This window comes from Lysinibacillus sp. EB271-A1-10B, assembly GCF_058791335.1.
This window is the reverse complement of the sequence record NZ_JBYTDL010000026.1, coordinates 10,339-33,824: the sequence shown is the minus strand read 5'-3', so window position 1 is coordinate 33,824 and position 23,486 is coordinate 10,339. Positions and strand designations below refer to the sequence as shown.

The window sequence follows — 23,486 nt, the reverse complement described above, 5'->3', positions numbered from 1 at the left end:
CGTGAATGGAACCATCAAGTCGTGGATAGACTCTCTGAAATCGTGGATAGAACCATCAAAGTCGTGGATAGCCCCGCCGAAATCGTGGATAGAACCATCAAAATCGTGGATAGACTTGCCGAAATCGTGGATAGAACCATCAAAATCGTGGATAGACTCGCCGAAATCGTGGATAGAACCATCAAAGACGTGGAAAGCCCCGCCCGAATCGTGGATAGGACCACAAAATCAACGGATAGCCCCACGAAAATCCGCAGAAAGCCGTTATTCATAGACTTTTCGGATTTAACGCGCTGAGGGTGCGCAATTCAGTGCGTTAAATCCCAGTATGAAAAGAGTATAGTAAGCAATTAAGTTATTACCACTTAACGCGATTCTCTTCGATACTGCCTAGCATTTGCTTGATGACAAGTGTTTCGCCATTGTCTAGTAATACGGTGCCGTCGTAGTAGCCAAACATTTGGTGTACTTCAGATTTTACGAGGCCAGCTTTTGTGACGGCAACACGCTCGTAGAATGGGGAGAATGTTAATGAAACTTGGTTCGTGAATTTAGTTTTAATTTTCCACCGTTGCATTAAATCCTCTTGATTATAATTGAACAGTACATCTTCATGTATTTTTGTCATTTTGCCTTCAACGAAAACAGCATTTTCGGTCATTCCAGTGCCGTCTGTCCATTTACCTCCTAAGTTGAGTCCGATTCGTCTGCCTCGAACTCGCTGTGAGGCCATTCCCCAAGTCCATGTGGATTGACGCGGCCAAACGCCACGACTGTATTCTAGTACAGAGAAGTTTTCCTCAGGAGAAAATGTAAAGCGGCGAGCACCAATTGACACAAAACCAGAAGTAGGAAGTGTGTGATGCTTCCCTGTAAATTGGAATGTTTTACGGTTCCAAGGGATGACTACATTCAATGACTCGTCTGTAGGCGGATGTTGAATGATAAGCTTTGCACATAAAGTATCTCCATCAAAGTCTGGGATCGAAACGGATAGCTGGGTTTCATTTTGTACATATGTCATATCGATCATCATTTCACTATTTTTGAAGGTTACTGAATCTAGCACCTGTGTTGGCATTTTTAATTTTCCGCCCAATGGAACTATAATTGTTTTTTCAAAGTAGCGCTGTGTTTCATATTCGAGGAAATAGACGAAGCAGACCGCTGCGTAGTCTAGATGGCTAATAGTAGCAGAGAAGATAATCTCATCACCGTAGACACACCAATAATTCCATTTCTTTTTGCGCATGATATGGCCACTTAAATTGCTGTTTATAAGAGGTTTGCGTGCAAATCCGATGGCAGCTGGATTTAAATTGCCTTTTTTATCGCATAAAAGAGTAGGTTGTATAATTTCTTTCTCAGCATGCTGCTTCACATTCAACATCCCTTCTGATCATAAAATAAATATCTATAATTCCTTACCCTTATTGTAGCAAAAACTAGCAAAGATAGTGCCAAATAAGACCACTTTCGACATTTTTATGAATAAGGACCTAGCTAATAGAAAGATCCCTTTATACATATGTTGAACATAAGGAGGGTGAGTGTGGCAAAAATGTATAACAGACAGGCCGCTGTGCAGTATGCGAACTTGTGGTGGAACAGGCGTAATCCAGCGTTTCCGAATTTTACTGTTGATTGTACGAACTATATATCTCAATGTTTACTTGCGGGGGGAGCGCCTATGCGGGGGGCTCCAAACAGAGGGAAAGGTTGGTGGCTTCAGCATGGGAATTGGAGCTTTAGCTGGTCGGTGGCACATTCCCTTAGATGGTATTTGGAAGGCTCAACGACTGGGTTAAAGGGAAGGCGGGTTCAGTCTGCCGAAGAATTAGAGCTTGGAGATATTATTTTTTATGATTTTCAAGGGGATGGGAGAGTTGACCATTCTGTCATTGTGACTAGTATTCAAAATGGTATTCCTTATGTTAATGCACACACTTCAGATAGTATTAATCGATCTTATTTTTATGAAGATTCCACAGCCTATACGCCAAGCATGACTTATTATTATATTCATATTGATGATAGTTTTGCTTAAAGTGATAGTAGTTTTAAAGCCCATCATTTTATGATAATGTGAAGGAGGATATATAAATTTAATACTAGCAGTGTTATAGAAGGAGATATGAGTATATGAGTGAACAAGTTTTATCTGTAAGGGATGCGATTATTGAGCGTCGTTCTATTAAAAAATTTAATGGCCAGCCAGTAGAGCGTGAAGATTTAATGGCTATTATTGACGATGCGGTATGGGCACCGAATCACGGTAATCGTGAGCCTTGGCGTTTAGTCGTTGCTTGTGGTGAGGAGTTATCGGCTCTTCATAATTTATTGCGTGATATAGCGATACCAAAATGGCAGGAACTTTCAAGTGAAGATTTAGCGAAGCAAATGACGAAATTCACATTACCAGGCGGTTATGCATTTGTAATCGTTCCAGAGGATGCACGACAAAAAGAGCGATTAGAAGATTACGGAGCGGCAAGTATTTTTATTCAAAATATTCAATTGCTAGCTTGGGATAAAGGAATCGGTTCATGCTGGAAAACTCCTGGTTTCCTTGATAATCCGAAATTCCGTGAAGCCCTAAAGGTTCAGCCGGGTGAGCGTGTGATTGCGATGCTACAAGTTGGTTATTTTGATGAAGCACCAAAAGGGAAAGAACGTAAAAAATCAGCAGAAATCGTTACGGTTTTTGGAGAATAACATAGCAAAATCCCCTCGTTAAAATAGACGAGGGGATTTCTTTGCTTTATTTTTGTAATTCAGCAACCTCAAATAAATAATCACTTAAAACACGTAAGCCTTTATCGAAGTTTTCTAAATGGAAGTGCTCATTTGGTGCATGGAAGTTTTCACTTGATAAGCCGAAGCCCATTAGCACTACTGGTAATTCTAAAATTTCATCAAAGGCAGCGACGATAGGGATGGATCCTCCGCCACGTGTGTAAGCAGTTGGTACATTATATACTTTTTCGTATGAGCGACCGGCAGCTTGGATAAATGGATGATCAAATGGTGTTAAGAATGGACGTCCTTTATCAAATTCAGAAATCGTCACTTCAACGCCAGTTGGTTTATGTTTTTCAATATGCGCTTTTAAAAGTGCTACAATTGCATCTGGCTCTTGATTTGGCACAAGACGGCATGTGATTTTTGCGCTAGCCTCAGCAGGAAGCACTGTTTTAATGCCTTCGCCAGAGAAGCCTCCAAATACACCATTGACCTCTAATGTTGGGCGCGCCCAAGTGCGTTCTAAATAAGAATAACCAGCTTCACCGAATAATTCCTTCACGCCAACTTCTTCTTTCACGGATTCTTCATCAAAACCAAGTGCACGGTAAGCTTCACGTTCTTCTTCCGTTAATGGTAAAACGTTGTCGTAGAAACCCTCTACTTGAATTGTTCCATGCTCATCACGGAAAGAGGCTAAAATGTCAGCTAATGCATGAATAGCGTTTTGTACACCGCCACCGTAAAGACCAGAGTGAAGGTCACCTTTAGCACCACGAACATCAATTTGAACCCCTGTTAAGCCACGTAAACCATAGCATACAGCAGGCTTACCAGGACCATATAAACCTGTATCAGAGATCAAAATTAAGTCTGCAGCTAGTTTCTCTTTATGTTCTTCAACATAGGCAGGAAGGTTAGGGCTACCAATCTCTTCTTCACCTTCATAGATGAACTTCACGTTCACTGGTAAAGTGCCAGTTGTCGCAAATAATGCTTCAATCATTTTCAGGTGCATAAACACTTGTCCTTTATCGTCACTAGCACCGCGAGCAAACAATTTGTTGTCACGAATCGTAGGGTTGAATGGCTCTGTTTCCCATAAATTTAATGGGTCAACAGGCTGTACATCGTAATGACCATAAAATAGAATAGTTGGTTTACCCTCGGCGTGTAACCAATCAGCATAAACAACAGGGTGACCTGCAGTTTGCGTAATAGAGATATTCTCAAGATTTAGCTTTTTAAAAGCGTTCGCTAGCCACTCTGCGGCATTTTGTATATCGCCCTTATGCTCAGATAAAGAACTAATACTTGGAATACGTAAAAATTCATTTAATTCATTTAAGTGTGCCTCGCGATGTTCTGTGAAATACGCATCTAACTGCTGTACATTTATCATTTAGCATCCCTCTTTTCAAATATTTCGATAATAGAAATAGTATAGCATAATGTGGTTGGGGAATCTTGCTATAGCAATGGTTTCTAACGTTTTTGATGATTAGCCCCACTAGCCTGTAAAGTTTGGTTGAATACCGAAACAGATTTTTCCTCTAACTCTTTTAAAACATGATCATGAATTTAGTAAATCATCCGCACATATCATTTTAGTAAACTTGAAAGATGAGGTGGATTATTGGAGGTTAAATTTTATGAATCAGATGATCTCTTGGGATTAGAAAAGAAAGTGAATGATGCCATTAAAAATGCAAAAAGTCACGAAGTTAACAATATAGTATTCAGTTATCATCAACCTACAGAAACAGCAAATGAATTATATATTGTGATGATAGTATTCGAGTGCTGAATTGGTAATGACAATACATTCCAGTTGCACTATTATATATATAGGTATTTTGGAGGTGTTAATGATTTTTGAGATGAATGATGTAGAAGTGGAAATTTTGGAAGAAGTTAAAAATGGAAGAAAAGAAATTCTTTTTCCTAAGAAAACTAAAGATATATCGAAAGAAGAAATACAAGGGACATTTATGTTGAAAAGCTTCGGGTAGATACATGGGGAAGACTATTCAGATGAAGATAAACTTGGGTATGTGAAGGTAACGTTAACAGATAAAGGTAAGTATTATTTTATGTCTGAGGAAGAAATTGAAAGTTGTGTTTCAGCAAAGTTGAAGAATACATAAAACATAAGAAGGAAGGATTTATTATGGAAGAAACCCCACATAAAAAACGTCCAGTTCATGATAATAACGTGATTAAAAAAGGAATAGTTATTGCTAGCATTATATTATGTTACTGTGTAATTGCTGTTATCTATTCGCTTTTCTTATATGGAAAAATCGAGTGGTCTCTATTATTTTTAGCATTATGTATGATTTATTTAATAGAAGTTGCTAACACCAATAAAAAATTAATTAAAAAGAACTTCAATAAACAAATATGAAGGCATATATGCCTTACTCCTAGCAGGGGAAGGCTTTTTCTTTTATCGATAAGAAAACGTGTTGAAAGAAGTTAAAAAAGACCACCTATAAATAGACGGTCTTGTTACTACTTACCAAATGAAAGGGATTAGTTTTTTAGTTGTCTGTTTATATAATGTAAATGGTTCTCCGTACTTGTTTTGTAGGTAATCATCAGATTTTGGGATATAGCCAAAAATAAATACTAAGAATAAACCTAGAGGAATTAGCAAACTGTACATATTGTTAGAGATTAGCGCTAAGCCTAGTACCCAAAGGCAATCTCCGAGATAATTAATATGAATCGCATATTTAAATAAACCGCCTGTATATAGTTTACCTTTGTTTTTAGGATTGTCTTTAAACGGTTTTCTAAGTAACTCTGAAACTGTGTTTAACATACTGCCCCCTAAAAATAATATCCAGCCTATAATAAGTAGTGTTAAGTTTGGATCCTGGTTACTAGTAATCATTAAAATGGGGAAACCTAAATAATAAATCCCAAATGCTAGACTATTCATGATGGCTTCTTGCCATGCAATACCCCTAGGCAACCATATAAACATCATAGCTGTTAATCGTAAAGCTGTAATAATTAAAGCAATAAAAAGCCCTAGTGAAATGCCTGATTTGTCATATGTAATGAAAAGTAAATAATAGGCAATGATTAAATAGATAATCTCAGTAACTAAAATTAAAATCTTTTCTTTTATCGTTGACTTGTTAATACCATACATGTAAGATCCTCCTTCATTTTTTATTTGATGGGGAAATATACTTCTGTAATATGATTCTCCTCTGGTGTGCTATAGGGGTTCGTTTTGTAAATTTCAAACGGAGCACCGTTCAGTTTATAGTTATTTTCATCAATCCAAACATGCAGCTTTGTATGAATAGAAGGTAATTCATCGTAAGAGCCAATAAGCGTAGCCATTGCGCAAAGACCAGGATTAAACACTTTCGTATTATTGGTGGCTATTGCAAGGGGAATCGCAATTTCTACATCATAATTTTCAGGTTCATATTCTGAACTATGGAAAATAGCAAGTGGCTTGGCAATAGGTGATAGATTTTCAAACAAAATTTTACTAAACAACTCATTAAAGTGTTTTAGAAAATCAGCGGTATTTATTTGTTTTCGTTGAGAAAAGATAGGATAGGTTAAGTGATCAACAAGTTTAATCTCAATCTGATCTAAATAACCCATAATATTTTTCTCTTCCTCTAATAGTTGAATATCATGTTTTAACTTTTTGGACAACGAAGAATAAAATGTAATCTGTTGTGTCAGACTTTCTTGTTTGGCTTTCATTTTAGAGTTAAGAAGTTCGGCATCCTCCAAATTAGCAAAAATAACCTTAATTTCTTCCAATGAAAATAAATAGCCTTTTAAGCGTGCAATCAATAAAGCTGTTTCCAATTGAGAAATATTATAATAGCGATAGTTGTTTTTGGCGTCTATGAAAGCAGGTTTTAAAAGTCCGATTTCATCATAGTAGCGAAGAGTCTTCAATTTGAGATGGGATATTTTCGAAAACTCACCAATTGTAAGCATAATAATCACCTCCTGTTTTAACTATAATGCTTCCTGTAAGGGGAGGGTCAATCAATGTAGCTAAATTTTTTTATAGGGGGGCTTGGGGCAATAGATGTTTTATGTTCGAAAACGAAGCGAGCCAAAGTGTGTTGGTCACGACGGAGTCGCCCAATCGTTTGAATTGAACCTCATTAAGTAAATAAATTCTAATAAAAAGCTGAATGATAGAAATCATTCAGCTTTCCGTATGCTTATTCGCGAATAACCAATAGTACGCCACTAAAGATTAATACAGTGCCAACCCAAAAGGATACGCCGATTTGTTCGCCTAGTAATAGCCATCCTAGGAAGGTGCCGACGATTGGTTGAAAGAAGAAAAATAGACCGCCACTTGCGGCATTGAGCATCTGTAATCCACGGTTCCACAGTAAGAAGCCGCACGCTGTAGAGATGACGCCTAAGTAGAGTAGGCCACCCCAGATGGATGGTTCTACCATAGCATGGAAGTCTAACTTTAGTAGTCGTGGTATGGCTAAAGGTGTTAAAACAATGATAGCGACAAGTGTTCCGTAGCTTGTGACAACGATTTGTGAATAATGCTCCGGTATACGTTTAATAAGAACGGACATTAATGACCAGGTGAGGGCAGCGATTAGCAGAGCAACACCCCCTAATTGATAGGAGGAATCGATATGTGCTCGACCTACGATCATGTAGACTCCGAATGTCGCTAGAATAATAGAAACAGCTTTTTTTAACGTAATTTTTTCTTTTAAAATGAATCTCGCAAATACAACCATAAATGCTGGTGTCGTTGCTGTAATGATGGCGCCCATTTGAGCAGTAGATAGCATAGTACCTATTTCTTGGGCGACGATAGAAATTGTATTTCCGATGAGCCCAATCATAAAGATTAACAGCCAGTCCCGTTTTTCGATTCGCCAAGATTGTTTTGTCATAGTGCCGATGATGAACAACGCGATGATGGCAATCATATAGCGTAGCCATACTAATTCTAAAGGTGGTATAGTATCGACAACTACTTTAACGACTACATACATGCCGCCCCAAATACTAGCAGCAAGTGATAAATATAAGGAACCTACTAAGGTTTTTTTCATGTTTTCCCCTCCGTTATCTCTAGACAATTTTTGTCCTTAACGGAGATATGAAGATTCTCCGTTAAGGGAGAATCACTTCAGGTACATCATGTTCAAATAATGGTGAGAAGATCATCATTAGCCAACTCCTTCTATTATATTTCATTTATCATATAACATTTTTTTGAATTTGAGAGAAAAAACGATCTAAATTCAGACCATATTTAAATGCTACAACACTATTGAGCTGTATACCTACCATCAACAAGTGGGGTAGTGCCGTTGACAAAGCTTGCATCATCGCTTGCTAAAACTAGCACAGCTTTTGCTAGTTTACCAAGTCGGCCTTGTGGATGAAGGGCAGCTAAATATTCTTTTTTTTTGAGCATCTACTTCAGAGAGTAGGGGTGTGTCGATGGATCTCGGGCATACTGTATTTACACGAATGTCTTCTTTGGTATAAGCAGTACATAAGTTTTGATAATAAAACATAACAAATAAATAGTGAAAATTCCCTGACTGAAATCCAGGGAATTCTCACTATTTAATTTAGCAACCGTACCAAGCCATTTTCGCAATAAATGCAGAAATCAGAACACCTGCACCATCTACATTTGTCTGATCAGCACAAGCATTAAGAACTTTGTCACATCCACAACGGCCAGGGTAGCTTGTATTAGTTACATAACAATTATCGTGCCATTTGCAGCAAGTATCCAAGTCATTTATTGGAGTACCTGACCCACAACCAGCTCCACACCAGTTATATTTCTTACCAGCTAATGTACAACAAGAACTACCCCATACACAATCAAGATAAGCAATATATGGTTCAATCTCTGCCTCTTTATCTTCTGGGATTTTGAATTGACTTTCGTCATACGAATGATCTACTTCATAAATAATTTGGCCGTTTTCAAAAGCTGTTACGAAAACGCGAGGAACACCGTCTTTTTCACCTAAGCGAATAGCAGATACATTAAGTGATTCTTTTTCATTTGTTTTTGTAGCAATAATACGAAGTTGAGCTTCGTCACTTAGTTGTACATAAGTTTGCGTTTGTTCAACTAAAATTTCCTCTGATTCCTTTTCGTCTTCAAAATATTCTACATTGAAAACAGTTTGAACAAAATCATCATTTACACGAGATTTGTGTTCCTTTAAATGTTTAATTGCTTGCTCTACTAAAGGATTTTCCGTAATCCCTAAAGTTTGAGTTGAAAGCTCTTTCTCTACTACCCGACCTCTTACCATAGTCAAATCGCTCCTTTTTCAAGAATTCGTAAACCCTCTATTGGTTTACATCTTAAAAAAGTGAGTGAAAGAGTCGTATTTTAAACCAATCTTCAAAAAAATATTTGAGATATATTTCTAAATAACCGAGATATTCGGCTTTTTAATTATGCTTCAGAAAATCCTATCCCAAAGCCAACTAGTAATAAAAATATAGTCAAAAGTACAAAACATAGACCATTGACAATGACACTTAAAATAATAATATTTGTTTTTTTTGTTCTAATCCCCATCACTATTGAAACAATAAATCCAATATCTATTAATGCAAAGAGCCCTAAAAAAATAGTTAGGTATGGTTCATTCACGAAACGACTAATAAAGAAAACTGCAAAAGTAGCTATGACTAATATAAGCGTAAAGATTATTGGCCTCGATTCTTTGCGAATAACTTGAAGATCACCTTCCATCAGAATCACCTCTCTGTATCTTTCATAACTGATTAACTTATATTTTTTTGCTATACAAATTTATTCAAACCTAAGAAATTGAGCAGATAACTGTTTTATCGATTGATCCTGTCTAAATATACTATACTATTCTAAGTATTATGAAAACAACTTGTAACTTCTTTTCAGAGCTTTCAAAAGTTCAGAGCATGAAGGGGCTGCTCACTGAACAAGATGGGGGAACGCTTAGGTTTATTTTTATCAAGAAAAGGGGAAAGAGTGGAGAACGCCTCTGAACTCCACTTAACGTAAAGGGAATCTATGATTTTGGATTAGCAGAAGGGTATGACAATAAAAAAATAGGTAGCCTACTGTTTTTAAGTGAACATACAGTAAGGGGTTATGCCAGTAATTTAATGACTGAGCTAAGAGCAAAAAATCGTACACAGGTTGTCGCTTCTGTCCTTCGATTAGGTTTGTTGAGTTAACTCTGAATTATTTAAGGCTCATCACCAAAAGTTATGAATGACTTTTGTTAAAATGTCTACTTTGTAAATACGTTGATCTTCGTTCCTGCTGAGCGACTCCTTGGGGATCAATCATCCACACGTTTTGGCGATGATCTTAAATAAGGAGTACTGTGCTTTAGGAAATATAAGAGAATGCTATTGGGAGTACAATAAAAACGAAGTAGAAGGGACGTGTTATGAAGCTTTCCTCCGCAAAGGAAGTATTGTAATAAAACATTATTTACGAATATTACAAGTGAAAGGATCTTAGCTTACACGATTGTAATGTAATTGAAAGCCAATACGATAGAGTGTAATACATTATTTTGCGAGAATGTATATAGAAGCAAGAACAAGAAGCGGAGGAATACAAAATGAATGAAAAATTAGAAGGCGTATATGAGGAATTTAATCGTTACATATACCACTTATGTTTAAAACTTACTCGCAATACTGTAGAAGCTGAAGATTTAATGCAAGAAGTATGGGTAAAGGTTGTACGTTATGAGAATAGCGTTGCCGAAGTGGAGCATATTAAAGCTTGGCTTACAACAATTACAATGAATACATTTAGAGATCGCTATCGTAAAACAACACGACGTAGTAAATACATGATGAACCAACCTGAAACATTAGACGTACCGATATTAGATTTGGTTCCCAATAATGACATTTCAACTGAAGAAAAAATTGAAAAAGATATTGTTACTCAATTAGTACAGGATAAAATGGGCCAACTAGATGGAATCTATCGTAAAACTTTATGGTATTTCTACATAGACCAATATTCACTTGCAGAAATCTCTACAATTATGAAAGTTTCAATTGGTACTGTGAAATCTCGTTTATTCCGTGCGAAAGCTCGTTTGAAAGAAATGCTAATGGCCGATGTAGCCATCGTAGAGTCAGTGCTACCAGCATGATGAAATGCATTGGTCGCACTAGCAGTATTACTTAGACGGAAGTATTCGTTCGGCCAATCCCAAAAAAGATGCATTGCAAAATTACTTTGCGATGCATCTTTTTTTGATGGGGATTTTGATCGCTGGAAGAAGTTAAAGTCACTCACTTAAATGCAAGGCTACATGAATTTCTAAATAATGCGCTGGATTGTGTAAATCTCGATTTAACAATTGTTCGATTTTTTCGAGTCGGTGGTATAGCGTGTTTTGGTGAATGTGTAAGGTGGAAGCCGTTTTCGAAATGGAACGATTTTGATGAGTGTAACAACGAAGTGTTGCCAGTAAAGTTTCATCCTTTAGCTTGTATAACGGAGCGAGTATATCATGGACAAATTGTCCAATCTCTTCTTCGCTTTGCTTGCTGAACAGTCGATTAATACCTAGATCTTCATAACCAAAAATGGTTACTGCCTCTTCTTTTTGTGTGTGGCGCAGAGCTTGTCGGAGTGCTTGTTTACTTTCTTCTGCACTTTGAGCGACCTTTAGTAAATGATCATGTACATCGCCAATGCCTATTGCCACCTGTTGATGATAAAACTGGACCCAACTAATGATGGCCTGTGTTAATTGTTGTTTTATTTTTTTGCGAAAAGCTGTATCTCCTTGTAGTATCCAAACGACCGTTTCACGTTTTGTAAATATAAAATGTTGATCTTTGAAATACTGCTGCACATGTTGAATAAATTGCATACTATTTTTATGGGAAAATTGTTTTAGCTTAAATTTTACGACGAATGTTGGTTTCTTAATATCAAGTCCTAATTCATCAAAACGAGAATCAACGAGTGGGGCGCGTTCAGAGATAAGTTGTTGGAAAAGCTCAAAACGTTCTTTAAAAATCGTTTGTCCAGCTGCCTGTATTTGTAACGATTTTAACGTTAAGCTCATCGCCGCATTTTCTATAATCATACGTTGCTGACTCGTTAATTCCTCCAATTGCTGAATAATTAAATACCCGAATGTTTCTGTTTCATTTCCAATAGGGAAGACATAGCCGATATCAATTAACTGGTCCTTTTTAATGGCAGAGAGCTTGTCCATTTCTGCTAGATGTAAAAATGTTTTACGATCTGCTAAATTTATATATTGAACATCTAATTGTAATAATTCCTTCGTCGTTTGGATGATTTTCATTTCTTGCACATTTTGCAAGGAAAGTTTAAGAAAGATTTGATGAATGTCATGTTGCTTTATAAAGTAAGCATTTAACCGTTCTATTTCTTCATAAGCTTCCGCATTTCTTATAGCAACGGCAGCCTGTGATGCGAAGCTTTCTAGGAGTCTTAAATCACTTTGTTGAAAAGCACGTTTATTCGTATATTGATGGACAATCATAATACCTAATTTTCTTTCATGAAAGGTTATCGGAACAGCCATCGATGTATTATTCTCGATTCTTCCTAAATGTGCTGCTTCCGTTAATGCGTCTAGATTCAGCTTTGTGACATTGCCCATAATCTCTAATGTTTCTTGGTAGTTGTAAATGCCCGATACACCTGTTTGAAATGTATAGCCTGCCATTCCCTCGCCCAATTGAGGTGCATAATCAAAAATACGCGCTGTTACACCCGCACTAGCTACTGTATATAAACACTTCATTTCAGGATTGAATAACATTAAAAATCCTCGGTCAATGACTGGAATAGCTAAAATGGCAAAATCTATGATCGTTTGTAACAGCGTCTTTATTTTCAACGTTGAGTTCATAGCGCCCATGAGCTGTAAAATGGCTAATTTTTGCTCATGTTGCCGTATAAGGGTTTTCTGATAAAAGGTCTTTTCTAGCTGCCAAACTAAAAATTTCTCATCATAATCTGTAAAGTCTCCAAAGATGATACCTTGGACAATACACTCATTTGGCTCCGGTATGTATAACCTTGCACTGAAGCGTTGCTGTTTTTTATCCCAATATACTCCTTTTAAATCAGGTTGTATTTCACAAGGTCGCCCATAAAATAAAGACCATTCCTTTGTTGCACCATAAATGTAAAAGCTACAATTGTCGTCGCTCAATATAAGTTCTGTATGCTCCTCTAGAAACATTGTTATTTCGACTCCTTTCCTATAATTTCGGAATTTATTCTAATGGAACTTTATAAACATTGTAAGATATTCTAATGATTTCGTCCTTTTTTTTTCTTAATATTTAGATAATTATTAGGGAGGTGGAGGTGTGAATGTCGAACTAAAAAACCGCAGTCATTTAATTTTAGGCGTTTTATTCTTTGGATGGATGGTTTCATACATTGACAGAACTGCTATTAGCCTAGCTTTAATCAATATTGGAAATGACCTATCTTTAACAGCTACGGAACTAGGATTTGTTTTAAGTGCCTTCTTCTTTGGCTATGCTGCTATGCAAATTCCTGGTGGGTGGTTAACGGATAAATACGGAACGATTAAATTATTAATTGGCGCTGTTATTTTTTGGTCCGTTTTTACTGCATTTACGGGATTAGCTTGGTCACTCACTTCACTACTCTTCATTCGATTTTTATTTGGTATTGGGGAAGGCGGATATCCTGCAGCAAGTACAAAAGCAATTTCTATTTATTTTCATAAAGAACAACGTACAAATGCTCAAACGACGATGATGTCATCCAATATGATCGGTGGTGCTGTCGCTCCTATTATTTGTGCGCCTCTATTATTAGTAATGGATTGGCGCAATGTATTTTTCTTAATTTCTGGTCTAGGACTTATTTTTGTGATCGCTCTTTTATGGAGTACTAAAAATGCACAAACTTTTACGGCAGAGGAGAAAGTGGAAAAAGAAGAGAAGGGCTCTTTTGGCAAAGTATTAAAAAATACATATTTAATGCGTGTACTTCTTATTTTCTTCTTTATTAATATTGCAAACTGGGGCTTAAATACTTGGATGCCAACCTATTTAATGAAAGTGCATGGTCTTGATTTAAAAAATGTCGGCTTCATCGCGGCTATACCAGCGATTTTTGGAATGGTTGGTATGATTGTAAGTGGGCGTATCATCTCAAAGCTAGGAGGGCGTTCGAAATATGGCGTGATTTTCGGAGCAGCCGTGCTGGCTGTTTGTTTATATCTCATGGCTACAGCCGGCTCTGCAGCAATAGCTATTACGTATCAGTCAATCGCCTTTATATTTGTAGCTTTTATGGCCTCTTTCATATTTACAACGCCACATCGTGTTGTCAATCAGCAAAATGTTGGGACAGCTTTTGGCATCGTCAATTTTGGTGGACAAGCAGCAGGTATTATTTCGCCAACAATTATGGGGTATTTAATTAATGCATCGGGTGGTTCCTTTAAAACATCGTTTATATTTTTAGCCATCATGTGTGTCATTGCGGCTATAATCGCTATTACTTTACCAGTTAACCATCAGCAACAAACAACTATAAAATCTGTGGAGGGATACGAACTGTGAAACAACAACTATTTGAGTGGATGCAAGAAAATGAAGAAACGTTTAGTCATATGGCAAAGCAAATTTGGGAAAATCCTCAGTTAGGCTATGAAGAGACATTTGCGTCTTCACTGCAACAAGATGTTCTAAAAAAAGAAGGGTTTGAAATTGTTACGCCGATTGGCGATGTACAAACTGCCTTTAATGCACAGTGGGGTTCAGGGAGTCCAATCATCGGATTTTTAGGAGAGTTTGATGCACTTCCAGGGTTATCGCAGCAAGTCAGTTCGGTATATTCTCCAGTGGAGGAGGGGGCACCTGGGCATGGCTGCGGTCACAATTTATTAGGAACGGCTGGGGTAGAAGCTGTAGTTGCCTTAAAAGAAGTGATGACGCTTCACAATATACAAGGAACGATCCGCTATTATGGTTGTCCGGCAGAGGAATTGTTATCTGGAAAATCGTATATGGCACGTGCTGGTGTTTTTGATGATTTAGATGTTGTTTATACGTGGCATCCATGGACGTTTAACGTGACAGCGAACTTCTCTATGCAAGCACTCACTGCTATTGAATTTTATTTTTCAGGTCGAACAGCACATGCTGCTGGTGCGCCACATTTAGGGAGAAGTGCGCTTGATGCTGTTGAAATCACGAATGTCGGAGCCAATTATTTACGCGAACATGTGCCAGACGGATCTCGGATTCATTATCAAATTACAAATGGTGGCTTAGCACCGAATATTGTTCCAGATAAAGCGAGTGTCTATTATTACCTACGCGGAGCAAATCGTGATGCTATCAAAGATTTAGAACGCAGACTCATTAAGGTGGCAAAAGGGGCAGCGATGATGACAGAAACAGAAGTGCATTGGGAGCTGAAGGCAGGGTGTTACGATACATTACCGAATCTCACATTAAATGAGCAAATGTTGGCGCAGTGGAACGAGCTACCGCCATTATCCTTTACAGAGGCTGAGCTTATTTTTGCAAAGGCGCTACAGGCTTCATTGGATCCTTCTGTTCTTGCAGGTACCGCCCAGCAATCATTTGTATCAAATGAAATAAGTAAGGAGGTATTGGTGGAGCAAGTATTTCATTTGCCACAAACTTTTCGCCAATCCATGCAAGGTTCTAGCGATTTAGGGGATGTTTCGTGGATAGCGCCCCTTGGTCAGGTATTTACAACTTGTGCTCCGTATGGGATCCAAGTGCATACTTGGCAAGCAACCGCTGCTTTTGGATCTTCACTCGGCATGAAAGGAATGCATTATGCGGCAAAAGCAATGGCAGGAGCTGCACTTGATTCCTTACTAAATCCTGATGTACTTAAAAAGGCGAAGGAGGAATTTGAAAATTTAAAAGCTGGGAAACAGTATGAATGTGGTATTCCAGAAGAAGTAAAAGCGCCAAATCCAGTTTAGTGAGATGAATGCGGATTTTGGACGCAATTATGCCGAGGTATAAATGAATATAAACTTTAGGGTGAGGAGAAATCTTCATCCTTTTTAATGATGTACAAACAGAGGGGAAGGGGAGGTTACCAAAAAATTGAGCTAACAGAAAAACACCGTAAAAAGTTAGATGCTTGTCTAACTTTTTACGGTGTGAAAATGAAGTGTTTACTCATATCGATTAGGTTCAGCGTTGAGTAATTTCGAAAAAATATTACGTAATGTTTGGACTTCCTCAGCTGACAGCATACCAAACATATTGTGTATAAGTTCGTTAACTTGCTGACGGGATTCTTCTAAAATATCTTCGCCATCAGCTGTAATTTTCAATTGAGAAGCTCGTCGATCTGTTGCATGCTGTGTTTTTTCAATAAATCCAGCATTAATAAGCTTAGTTGTTAAAACAGTGACACCACCTGTTGTCACTTTTAACCGATCAGCAATGGCAGAAGGGCGCTTTGGTCCCTCCTGCGATAAGTAGTCTAAAATTAAAATATGGGATTTTGAAAAGCCGAGTACATTATGATTATTCCACTCGTTTGCCCACTTACGCTCAATGGAAGATACTACTTCAAACAACGAGGTAATGGCTATTTGTTTTTCTTGATCCATATAAGGTCAACTCCAAAACTGTTTTAACTTTCTTGTGCTAATCTTGTCATCGCGTTTAACTCATAGGCACGTACTTTGCGTGGAATAAAACGGCGAATGTCCATCTCATTGTACCCAACTTGAATACGTTTTTCATCAATTAAGATAGGGCTTCGTAACATTCTTGGATGAGCTTGGATGATGGCAAACAACTCTTGGATAGAGAGCTGATCAATATCAATATTTAAATTTTTAAAATCATTTGAGTTAGTTGCAATAATTTCATCTGTTCCATCTTCTGTCATGCTTAAAATCTCTTTAAATTCAGCAAGTGTTAGTGGATGTGATGTAATACGTTTTTCTTTATATTCGATGTTGTGATCTTTTAACCATTTTAATGCTTTTCTGGATGAAGAACAGCTCGCTTGTGTATAAATTGTAACTGTCATTCTTCATTCCCCGCTTTCTTTTTTAGGATTATATTTAATATATATCTTATTAGTAAGTTAAATAGGTTATACATATATCTTACTAGTAAGCTATATATAAATCAATATTTATTTTTAAAAATTTAACTAGAACTAACATTTTTTTTATTACACTAAAATATACGCGCAAAAGAGCGAAAAGTTTCGCAAATTAAGCTTACAATGATGTAAGTTTTGCTAAGCCTTAATAATAGATGCTCATAGAATAAAGAGAGCAGTTTAATAGAGAGAGAAATAGTCAGACTTATAGATAATAGATATATTGTTTATCCACTCATTATTATTATGATTGGATGCAGGTTTTTATGCATAGATTAATAAATTTTTTTGTTCTTTGGGTAGGGGCGGATTGCTCAAGTAGTAACAGCTCGAAAAGCGATTCAGGCTATTTTGTAAAAAAATCAAAAAAGCTTAAGCCAATTTGAACTTTCGATTGTCTATAAAGATAGGACAAAAAGGAGAGAGGGGAAACTACAATTATACGATTAGTGAAAAAAGCTCAAAAAGGGAATGACGAAGCCTTTTTAACGCTTTTTCAGCAATATGAGGTAGAAATTTATCGAGTGGCTTATGTATATGTCAAAAACAAAGAAGATGCTTTAGACGTAGTTCAAGAAGTAGCATATCAATCATTTAAAAAGATAGATACATTGAACAACCCAGAATATTTTAAAACCTGGCTGATGAAAATTACGATGAACTGTGCAATCAATTTAATTAAAAAAAATAGTAAGGTTGTTTTAATAAGACCAGAATACGAGGAGTATATTGAAGCCGAAGAAGAAGATCTTCCTCTTACTTTATCATTACAAGACTTGATAGATGGTTTGGAGGTGGAAGAAAAAAGTGTCGTACTTTTAAGGTTTTATCAAAATCATACCTTTAAAGAAATTGCCGAGTTGTTAGATATGCCGTTAGGAACCGCAAAATCGGTTTTATATAGAGCTATAAAGAAACTTAGAAATAAATACTTTGAAGGAGATAGAGGTAATGAGTAATAAAATAAAACAAGAGGTTGAAAAAATTGATATCCCAAAAGAACTTCAAAAGAGGAGTGCAATGGGCGTTTTAAAAGCGAAAAACGAAAGGCAAAGAAAAAGAAAAAATGTAAAAGGTATCGTTGTAGCTGCTGGTTTACTTGTATCTATTGGAATATTATCTTTGGTTAATCATGATTTTGTTCAAAATAGTACAACACCTGATTCTGATCGACATACGGTTGATGTCACCGAATCAGCAACGGACAGTATGCATACGGTTGATATTCAAGCTAATTATATTGGGTATGAAACGGCGGATAAGCTCAGCCAAGGTGCAGATATTATTCTCGTCGCATCTCCTATAGATGATTTTACTAACCGTGATCATCAATCGACGAAGTACGAAGACGGCACGCTCCAAGACTTCTATACGCTAACAAAATTACACATCGAGCGTATAATTAAGCAACCTGAAGGAATAAACATTGGCTCACAAATGGAAGTGATTGAACCGATTAGTATTATCACGGAAGCTGACAAACAACAAACAAAAGTTACGGTAGGTGGATATCGTGAGATGAAGCAAGGCAGACGCTATATCATGTTCCTGAAGAACAACGGCATGGGCGGCTATAGCATTATCAATATGAACAACGGTAAGTTCAACCTAGATGGCGGCGATGCACAGGACATTCCAACAAACACAGAAGAGAAAGCGTTCAAAGAAAGGCTGAAGAAAGATATTCTATTAAAATTCAACGTGAAATAATCCACTAAGCCCAGTATGAGTTTCAAGCAAAAAAAGAAGGCAGCTCCGAATGATCAAAAAAATCATACCGGAAGCGGCCCTCATTAATAATATTTTTAGTTTTGTTGTCCTGAAGTAAACCAGTCTTGGACATTCCAAACTTTTGTCGCTAAACCTTCATAGAAATCAGGTTCATGGCTTACTAATACGATTGTGCCTTTAAACTCTTTCATGGCACGCTTTAGTTCGTCTTTTGCATCGACATCCAAGTGGTTTGTCGGTTCGTCAAATAATAGCCAGTTTGCTTCATCCATCATAAGCTTACATAAACGTACCTTTGCTTGTTCACCACCAGATAAAGAATTAAGTGGGCGAGTAATATGATCCGTTTTTAGTCCTGCGCGTGCTAATGCTGCACGTACTTGTGCCTGCTCCATAGAAGGGAAGGCATTCCACACATCATCAATAGGTGTAATTTTTTCAGCTTTTACTTCTTGTTCGAAGTAAGATGGGTAAAGATAGTCACCGCGAAACACTTTTCCATCGAGCGGATTTATTTTGCCTAACATCGTTTTTAATAATGTTGATTTACCGACACCATTCATACCGACTAGAGCGATTTTTTCCCCACGTTCAATAGCGAATGTAAGTGGAGGAAGTAACGGCTTGTCCTTGTCGTATCCAATGACTAAGTTTTCAGCCTCTACTACATAACGACCAGAAGAACGTGCCTCTTTAAAACCAAATTCAGGCTTTACAGCTGTTTCAGGACGGTCTATGCGCTCCAAGCGGTCAAGCTGCTTGGAGCGAGATTTTGCACGACCAGTAGTTGAGTAGCGAGCTTTGTTTTTCGCAATAAAATCTTCTTGTTTTTTAATGAATTCCTGTTGTTTTTCATAAGCATCGATATGCTGACGTTTATTGATTTCAGCAAGCTCTAAAAACTTTTCATAAGTCGCAGTATAGCGAGTTAATTTTGAAAATTCTAGTTGGAAGATAACATCCACCGTTTCATTCATAAACTCTGTATCATGCGAAATTAATAAGAAAGCGTGTGGATAGTTCTTTAAATAGTTTTTCAACCATGTAATATGCTCTTCATCAAGATAGTTCGTCGGCTCATCTAGTAATAATACTTTTGGTTTTTCAAGTAACAGCTTAGCTAGTAAAACTTTTGTACGTTGACCACCGGAAAGAGCAGCGACATCACGGTCCAAGCCGATTGCGTCAAGACCAAGACCACGCGCAACCTCATCAATCTTCATATCAAGAGAATAGAAATCACCTGCATCCAGAGCATCTTGCACCTCAGCCATTTGCTCTAGTAATTCTTCCAATTCTTCAGGTGTTGCTTCAGCCATTTTCCCTGTAATTTCATTAAGCTCTTCTTCTTTTTTGTATAAAGGAAGGAAAGCGTCACGTAATGCATCACGCATAGTGCGGCCAGCTGTCAATACAGTGTGCTGATCTAAATAGCCGTAATGTGTTCCTGGAAGCCATTCAACTTTACCAGTATCGTGGATTGCTTGACCCGTAATGATGCCCATTAATGTTGACTTACCAACACCGTTTGCACCTACTAGACCAATATGATCTCCTTCAACTAGACGAAAAGAGACATCTTTAAAAAGCGTGCGGTCACCGAATGAATGACCTAAATTTTCAACTGTTAATATAGCCATATATGTTCCTCCGAGGGTAGCGGCTCATGACCGCTAGATATTAAAGTGCTGCTAATTGTTTATTTAACTCTGCAAGTGTTGCTTCCATATTTGCAAGGCGTTGCTCTGCTTTTGCTACTTGATCATTATGACCTGTAGATTCAAGCTTCTCAATGTCACCTTGTAAACTCATATAATCCATTTTTAGCTCTCTAATTTGATATTCAATATCACTTTTTGATGGCATGATGATTGCTCCTTTTTGTGTATATTTTGTATAGAGAATGCGTATCAATTATGCCTCGGCATAATTGCGTCCGGAATCGGCTTTATGCTTAGGCCTGCACGATGCAGGTCAGTTAGCCGTTATCGCATGGATGCGATGGTTTTAGGCTAACATCCCCTAAGAACTCCTTTTCGATTCCGTGACATCCGCCGGAGGCTTTAACTTCTTGGGTGTCCAAACACCCGCTGAAAGAAGTTAAAGCGATGGAGGTTTTTTTATCCCCCACCGCTTATTAGTTACTATCAATCGGGTACTTATGATGCTTGAATCCACTTCTTGTAATGAAAGAAAAACGAAAGTGAAAAATTCTTCTATATTGTATCATATCCACCTTCAAAGAATCACTAAGTAGAAGCGATATTATGTCGATCGTAAGCGAAATCTAAAAGTAAGGACTGTAGTGCTTCATTGTTACTTGCAAGATTGAGCTGTCGTTGTTTTTTAACAGCCCGTTCACTTCGAGCCTCATGTAATAAAAATTCCATGACAGCGTTTTGAATTTGTGATTGTTTCATTTTGCGACCAAGTCCAAGGTGAATAAAGCCATTATGTTCGCGAGGGAAGGCATGTAATAATTCAGCCTCAGTTTGTGCAAGTGTAATACAAGGTACTCCATAAGAGGCGATCTTATAAGGTGTATAGTTAGCATTACAAATAATAACATCTGCTTTTGGTAATAGTTTTAGGAGTGCGTTTTTATCACGAAGAATGGCAGTGTTACGACGACTAAGTACCATCATTTGCAAATCATCTGTTGCATGTCGATAGCTATCATCTATCATCACTGTAATTTGTAGTGGGATTTGTAGCTGCGTTAAGTGTCGAAGAGTACGGTAGGTTAAGTTATGCTCGTCCCCATCCTCAAAAGCAACAACGATATGAGGTGGATTTTCGGGTATTTTATTGTCTGGTCGATCCTCAAAATTTTGATAAGCTTCTGGTAATACAAAATTGAAGCTTCCACCAATATAATGAGAGGGTAAATAATCTTTAACTTCTTGATAGAGTGCTAGCAATACACAGTCACAGGCTTGACCACCCTCACCTAAATCATCAAAATGGATGATTGATTTGCAGAACGGTCGTAAATTTTGTACTTGCCAGCTTTCAGAGTTACGGCCATCTCTTACAATTAAATCAGGCTGAATACCTTTCATTTGCTTGGGTAGCTCATCAAAATGTTCAAATAAGATAGGCGAGAGATTGTCATTCATTAAAATCTGAATCCCATCATTTGAAGGGGTCTTTACAAATATGAAAACTTGTTCATTTGCAAGTAGCTTTGTCAGCGTTGCAACCCGTTCAAAAGGATACAGCCCTTTATCAATACAGCTTTCAATAATGAAGACAATCGTCTTTTTTAGTTCCATTGGTTGAGTTTCGTTTTGCAAATGTATCCCATCCTTTCATCCGTCTATTTAAATTATGGTGAATGATGGGCAAGTATGTGTAAAAAATTAGGATTAGATAAATTATAGCTCTAAATAGTTTTTCAAACTTCTACAAATTAAATGAGTAAGAGCTCCTTTTTTGACCGATAAAGAAAGTAGAGTTTGCGGGAAAATACATATAGGATTGTTTTAGTTTTTTAGCAAAAATAGAAGCTTTGTTCCGGCAATATGGTTTCTGGAGCAACTGAGCTTAGAAGGGGGTACAACTAATGGGAATGCGCGCAGCAATTGTTGTAGGGGCTACTGGATTAACAGGTACCTCTCTTGTAGAACAATTATGTGAAAATGATGAATATGTTTCAGTTATGGTAATTGCACGAAGAGCGCCGGCATTTACGCATCCAAAGCTAGAAGTGAAAATTCGTAATTTAGATACTTTAGAGGAAAAAGATCTCGAATTTGCACATGAGCTTTATTGTTGTTTAGGAACAACAAAAAAAAAGGCAGGATCTCGTGAGCAATTTGAGAAAGTTGATTTTGAATATCCACTAACGATTGCCTCGTTAGCCAAAAAACGAGGAATCCCACATATGCTAGTTATTACAGCAATGGGGGCAAATGAAAAATCTCCATTTTACTATAATCGAGTAAAAGGAAAGCTTGAACACGATCTTATGGAGCTAGGCTTACAAAGACTTTCTATTATCCGCCCATCTTTATTGGTTGGAGAGAGAGAAGAGTTTCGCTTAGGTGAAAAGGCGGGAGAGAAGGTTTTAAAGTTAGCAAAACCACTATTAGTGGGACCATTGAAGCGTTCAAGAGCTATAGAAGCTTCCCAAGTTGCGAAGGCAATGATCGTTATTGCACTGTACGGCGATAAACAGCCGGTTACCATTTATCCATCACAGGAATTGGCTCAATTAGATTTTCCCGAAACGCAGAATGAGGACGTTTCAAGAGAAAATTTATTTAATTGGGAGAAACGCAAATTATCGAGTATCAGCGATGGAGGAGATAAACTAAATCAAGAAGTCGTGATTAATCGAGATAAATATAAAATAGAGGAAACAGTTGTAGATAAAGAGGTAAATTTCCAACATCGTAGGGATAAATAAAGGTGAATACCTGCGGGAGCGAGATGAATACCCGCGGAAGCAGTGAATACCCGCGGAAGCAAGGTGAATACCCGCGGGAGCAGTGAATATCCGCGGGAGCAAAGCGAATACCCGCGGAAGCAAGGTGAATACCCGCGGAAGCGAGGTGAATATCCGCGGAAGCAAAGCGAATACCCGCGGGAGCAGTGAATACCCGCGGGAGCAAGGCGAATACCCGCGGGAGCAAGGCGAATACCCGCGGAAGCAAAGCGAATACCCGCGGAAGCAAGGTGAATACCCGCGGAAGCAAGGTGAATACCCGCGGGAGCAGTGAATATCCGCGGGAGCAGTGAATATCCGCGGGAGCAAAGCGAATACCCGCGGAAGCAAGGTGAATACCCGCGGAAGCGAGGTGAATATCCGCGGAAGCAAAGCGAATACCCGCGGGAG

General features: G+C 37.7%; 24 protein-coding genes and 1 pseudogene. 11 read left to right on the top strand and 14 right to left on the bottom strand.

Annotated elements, in window-relative coordinates; genetic code table 11:
* Nucleotides 1-358 precede the first annotated feature (358 nt).
* Nucleotides 359-1,381: a DUF2804 domain-containing protein gene (locus AC3WSK_RS22735; protein ID WP_079563740.1), complete on the bottom strand. Its 1,023-nt coding sequence runs from the start codon at nt 1,379-1,381 to the stop codon at nt 359-361.
* Nucleotides 1,382-1,552: 171 nt separating this feature from the next.
* Here AC3WSK_RS22735 and AC3WSK_RS22730 point away from each other — a divergent pair, with 171 nt between their 5' ends.
* Both AC3WSK_RS22730 and AC3WSK_RS22725 read left to right on the top strand, forming a co-directional pair.
* Nucleotides 1,553-2,047 carry an amidase domain-containing protein gene (locus tag AC3WSK_RS22730; protein ID WP_427484823.1) on the top strand — a complete coding sequence of 165 codons (495 nt, stop codon included), beginning with the start codon at nt 1,553-1,555 and terminating at the stop codon, nt 2,045-2,047.
* 95 nt (nt 2,048-2,142) lie between these two features.
* A complete protein-coding gene (locus AC3WSK_RS22725; protein WP_427484822.1) occupies nt 2,143-2,715 on the top strand; it encodes a nitroreductase family protein in 573 nt (190 codons plus the stop codon).
* A gap of 46 nt (nt 2,716-2,761) precedes the next feature.
* On the opposite strand, the gene AC3WSK_RS22720 is transcribed toward AC3WSK_RS22725, so the two are convergent.
* On the bottom strand, nt 2,762-4,144 hold the full coding sequence (locus AC3WSK_RS22720; protein WP_492414616.1) for a dipeptidase: 1,383 nt from the start codon (nt 4,142-4,144) through the stop codon (nt 2,762-2,764).
* Between the two features lie 466 nt (nt 4,145-4,610).
* Here AC3WSK_RS22720 and AC3WSK_RS22715 point away from each other — a divergent pair, with 466 nt between their 5' ends.
* Nucleotides 4,611-4,754, top strand: coding sequence for a hypothetical protein (locus tag AC3WSK_RS22715; protein ID WP_492414615.1), 144 nt, complete (start codon nt 4,611-4,613; stop codon nt 4,752-4,754).
* A 158-nt stretch (nt 4,755-4,912) separates the two neighbouring features.
* Nucleotides 4,913-5,149, top strand: coding sequence for a hypothetical protein (locus tag AC3WSK_RS22710; protein ID WP_079563757.1), 237 nt, complete (start codon nt 4,913-4,915; stop codon nt 5,147-5,149).
* 111 nt (nt 5,150-5,260) lie between these two features.
* Here the strand turns inward: AC3WSK_RS22710 and AC3WSK_RS22705 are convergent, their stop codons facing one another.
* The 6 genes and pseudogenes from AC3WSK_RS22705 to AC3WSK_RS22680 all read right to left on the bottom strand — a co-directional run bounded on the left by AC3WSK_RS22705 (nt 5,261) and on the right by AC3WSK_RS22680 (nt 9,508).
* Nucleotides 5,261-5,905 (bottom strand): methyltransferase family protein, encoded by a 645-nt coding sequence (locus tag AC3WSK_RS22705; RefSeq protein ID WP_492414614.1) that lies wholly within the window; start codon nt 5,903-5,905, stop codon nt 5,261-5,263.
* A 20-nt stretch (nt 5,906-5,925) separates the two neighbouring features.
* The gene (locus tag AC3WSK_RS22700) at nt 5,926-6,723 is read right to left on the bottom strand and encodes a MerR family transcriptional regulator (RefSeq protein WP_427484816.1); all 798 of its coding nucleotides are present in this window, start codon (nt 6,721-6,723) and stop codon (nt 5,926-5,928) included.
* 233 nt (nt 6,724-6,956) lie between these two features.
* A complete protein-coding gene (locus tag AC3WSK_RS22695; RefSeq protein WP_079563734.1) occupies nt 6,957-7,826 on the bottom strand; it encodes a DMT family transporter in 870 nt (289 codons plus the stop codon).
* A 218-nt stretch (nt 7,827-8,044) separates the two neighbouring features.
* Nucleotides 8,045-8,285: pseudogene (locus tag AC3WSK_RS22690) on the bottom strand (SDR family oxidoreductase); the annotation flags it as partial.
* Nucleotides 8,286-8,354: 69 nt separating this feature from the next.
* Entirely contained in the window at nt 8,355-9,059 is a 705-nt protein-coding gene (locus AC3WSK_RS22685) for a phospholipase A2 family protein (RefSeq protein ID WP_079563733.1), read from the bottom strand.
* Between the two features lie 146 nt (nt 9,060-9,205).
* The gene (locus AC3WSK_RS22680; RefSeq protein ID WP_079563732.1) at nt 9,206-9,508 is read right to left on the bottom strand and encodes a hypothetical protein; all 303 of its coding nucleotides are present in this window, start codon (nt 9,506-9,508) and stop codon (nt 9,206-9,208) included.
* A gap of 296 nt (nt 9,509-9,804) precedes the next feature.
* Between AC3WSK_RS22680 and AC3WSK_RS22675 the strand changes: the two genes are divergently transcribed.
* Complete coding sequence (locus AC3WSK_RS22675; RefSeq protein WP_346427009.1) at nt 9,805-9,975, top strand: response regulator transcription factor; 171 nt, start codon at nt 9,805-9,807, stop codon at nt 9,973-9,975.
* Nucleotides 9,976-10,370: 395 nt separating this feature from the next.
* Nucleotides 10,371-10,919 (top strand): RNA polymerase sigma factor, encoded by a 549-nt coding sequence (locus AC3WSK_RS22670; RefSeq protein ID WP_079563731.1) that lies wholly within the window; start codon nt 10,371-10,373, stop codon nt 10,917-10,919.
* A 138-nt stretch (nt 10,920-11,057) separates the two neighbouring features.
* On the opposite strand, the gene AC3WSK_RS22665 is transcribed toward AC3WSK_RS22670, so the two are convergent.
* Entirely contained in the window at nt 11,058-13,001 is a 1,944-nt protein-coding gene (locus tag AC3WSK_RS22665) for a helix-turn-helix domain-containing protein (RefSeq protein WP_079563730.1), read from the bottom strand.
* A gap of 130 nt (nt 13,002-13,131) precedes the next feature.
* Between AC3WSK_RS22665 and AC3WSK_RS22660 the strand changes: the two genes are divergently transcribed.
* Together AC3WSK_RS22660 and AC3WSK_RS22655 are read left to right on the top strand one after the other, a co-directional pair.
* The gene (locus AC3WSK_RS22660; protein ID WP_492414613.1) at nt 13,132-14,364 is read left to right on the top strand and encodes an MFS transporter; all 1,233 of its coding nucleotides are present in this window, start codon (nt 13,132-13,134) and stop codon (nt 14,362-14,364) included.
* The gene (locus AC3WSK_RS22655; protein ID WP_492414612.1) at nt 14,361-15,767 is read left to right on the top strand and encodes an amidohydrolase; all 1,407 of its coding nucleotides are present in this window, start codon (nt 14,361-14,363) and stop codon (nt 15,765-15,767) included. Before AC3WSK_RS22660 ends, AC3WSK_RS22655 begins: the two co-directional genes overlap by 4 nt.
* Nucleotides 15,768-15,965: 198 nt before the next feature.
* Here AC3WSK_RS22655 and AC3WSK_RS22650 read toward each other — a convergent pair whose 3' ends face one another.
* Together AC3WSK_RS22650 and spx are read right to left on the bottom strand one after the other, a co-directional pair.
* Nucleotides 15,966-16,409: a MarR family winged helix-turn-helix transcriptional regulator gene (locus AC3WSK_RS22650; RefSeq protein WP_079563728.1), complete on the bottom strand. Its 444-nt coding sequence runs from the start codon at nt 16,407-16,409 to the stop codon at nt 15,966-15,968.
* A 23-nt stretch (nt 16,410-16,432) separates the two neighbouring features.
* Entirely contained in the window at nt 16,433-16,837 is a 405-nt protein-coding gene (gene spx, locus AC3WSK_RS22645; RefSeq protein WP_079563727.1) for a transcriptional regulator Spx, read from the bottom strand.
* A 527-nt stretch (nt 16,838-17,364) separates the two neighbouring features.
* Between spx and AC3WSK_RS22640 the strand changes: the two genes are divergently transcribed.
* Nucleotides 17,365-17,874, top strand: a complete 510-nt coding sequence (locus AC3WSK_RS22640; protein WP_427484813.1) for a sigma-70 family RNA polymerase sigma factor — start codon at nt 17,365-17,367, stop codon at nt 17,872-17,874.
* Nucleotides 17,867-18,625, top strand: a complete 759-nt coding sequence (locus AC3WSK_RS22635) for a hypothetical protein (protein WP_427484812.1) — start codon at nt 17,867-17,869, stop codon at nt 18,623-18,625. The genes AC3WSK_RS22640 and AC3WSK_RS22635 overlap by 8 nt, the downstream gene beginning before the upstream one ends.
* A gap of 95 nt (nt 18,626-18,720) precedes the next feature.
* Here the strand turns inward: AC3WSK_RS22635 and AC3WSK_RS22630 are convergent, their stop codons facing one another.
* The 3 genes from AC3WSK_RS22630 to AC3WSK_RS22620 all read right to left on the bottom strand — a co-directional run bounded on the left by AC3WSK_RS22630 (nt 18,721) and on the right by AC3WSK_RS22620 (nt 21,942).
* Nucleotides 18,721-20,286 (bottom strand): ABC-F family ATP-binding cassette domain-containing protein, encoded by a 1,566-nt coding sequence (locus AC3WSK_RS22630; RefSeq protein WP_079563724.1) that lies wholly within the window; start codon nt 20,284-20,286, stop codon nt 18,721-18,723.
* 40 nt (nt 20,287-20,326) lie between these two features.
* A complete protein-coding gene (locus tag AC3WSK_RS22625; RefSeq protein WP_492414611.1) occupies nt 20,327-20,512 on the bottom strand; it encodes an SE1832 family protein in 186 nt (61 codons plus the stop codon).
* A gap of 383 nt (nt 20,513-20,895) precedes the next feature.
* Nucleotides 20,896-21,942: a PseG/SpsG family protein gene (locus AC3WSK_RS22620; RefSeq protein WP_079563722.1), complete on the bottom strand. Its 1,047-nt coding sequence runs from the start codon at nt 21,940-21,942 to the stop codon at nt 20,896-20,898.
* Nucleotides 21,943-22,211: 269 nt separating this feature from the next.
* On the opposite strand from AC3WSK_RS22620, the gene AC3WSK_RS22615 reads away from it, so the two are divergent.
* Nucleotides 22,212-23,057, top strand: coding sequence for an NAD(P)H-binding protein (locus AC3WSK_RS22615; RefSeq protein ID WP_427484811.1), 846 nt, complete (start codon nt 22,212-22,214; stop codon nt 23,055-23,057).
* Nucleotides 23,058-23,486: the final 429 nt, after the last annotated feature.

What these genes read in the sequence shown, in the direction of transcription:
- AC3WSK_RS22725 (WP_427484822.1), top strand. Translation starts at nt 2,143, where the DNA reads ATGAGTGAACAAGTTTTATCTGTAAGGGATGCGATTATTGAGCGTCGT.
- AC3WSK_RS22720 (WP_492414616.1), bottom strand. Translation starts at nt 4,144, where the DNA reads ATGATAAATGTACAGCAGTTAGATGCGTATTTCACAGAACATCGCGAG.
- AC3WSK_RS22715 (WP_492414615.1), top strand. Translation starts at nt 4,611, where the DNA reads ATGATTTTTGAGATGAATGATGTAGAAGTGGAAATTTTGGAAGAAGTT.
- AC3WSK_RS22710 (WP_079563757.1), top strand. Translation starts at nt 4,913, where the DNA reads ATGGAAGAAACCCCACATAAAAAACGTCCAGTTCATGATAATAACGTG.
- AC3WSK_RS22705 (WP_492414614.1), bottom strand. Translation starts at nt 5,905, where the DNA reads ATGTATGGTATTAACAAGTCAACGATAAAAGAAAAGATTTTAATTTTA.
- AC3WSK_RS22700 (WP_427484816.1), bottom strand. Translation starts at nt 6,723, where the DNA reads ATGCTTACAATTGGTGAGTTTTCGAAAATATCCCATCTCAAATTGAAG.
- AC3WSK_RS22695 (WP_079563734.1), bottom strand. Translation starts at nt 7,826, where the DNA reads ATGAAAAAAACCTTAGTAGGTTCCTTATATTTATCACTTGCTGCTAGT.
- AC3WSK_RS22685 (WP_079563733.1), bottom strand. Translation starts at nt 9,059, where the DNA reads ATGGTAAGAGGTCGGGTAGTAGAGAAAGAGCTTTCAACTCAAACTTTA.
- AC3WSK_RS22680 (WP_079563732.1), bottom strand. Translation starts at nt 9,508, where the DNA reads ATGGAAGGTGATCTTCAAGTTATTCGCAAAGAATCGAGGCCAATAATC.
- AC3WSK_RS22670 (WP_079563731.1), top strand. Translation starts at nt 10,371, where the DNA reads ATGAATGAAAAATTAGAAGGCGTATATGAGGAATTTAATCGTTACATA.
- AC3WSK_RS22665 (WP_079563730.1), bottom strand. Translation starts at nt 13,001, where the DNA reads ATGTTTCTAGAGGAGCATACAGAACTTATATTGAGCGACGACAATTGT.
- AC3WSK_RS22650 (WP_079563728.1), bottom strand. Translation starts at nt 16,409, where the DNA reads ATGGATCAAGAAAAACAAATAGCCATTACCTCGTTGTTTGAAGTAGTA.
- spx (WP_079563727.1), bottom strand. Translation starts at nt 16,837, where the DNA reads ATGACAGTTACAATTTATACACAAGCGAGCTGTTCTTCATCCAGAAAA.
- AC3WSK_RS22635 (WP_427484812.1), top strand. Translation starts at nt 17,867, where the DNA reads ATGAGTAATAAAATAAAACAAGAGGTTGAAAAAATTGATATCCCAAAA.
- AC3WSK_RS22630 (WP_079563724.1), bottom strand. Translation starts at nt 20,286, where the DNA reads ATGGCTATATTAACAGTTGAAAATTTAGGTCATTCATTCGGTGACCGC.
- AC3WSK_RS22625 (WP_492414611.1), bottom strand. Translation starts at nt 20,512, where the DNA reads ATGCCATCAAAAAGTGATATTGAATATCAAATTAGAGAGCTAAAAATG.
- AC3WSK_RS22615 (WP_427484811.1), top strand. Translation starts at nt 22,212, where the DNA reads ATGGGAATGCGCGCAGCAATTGTTGTAGGGGCTACTGGATTAACAGGT.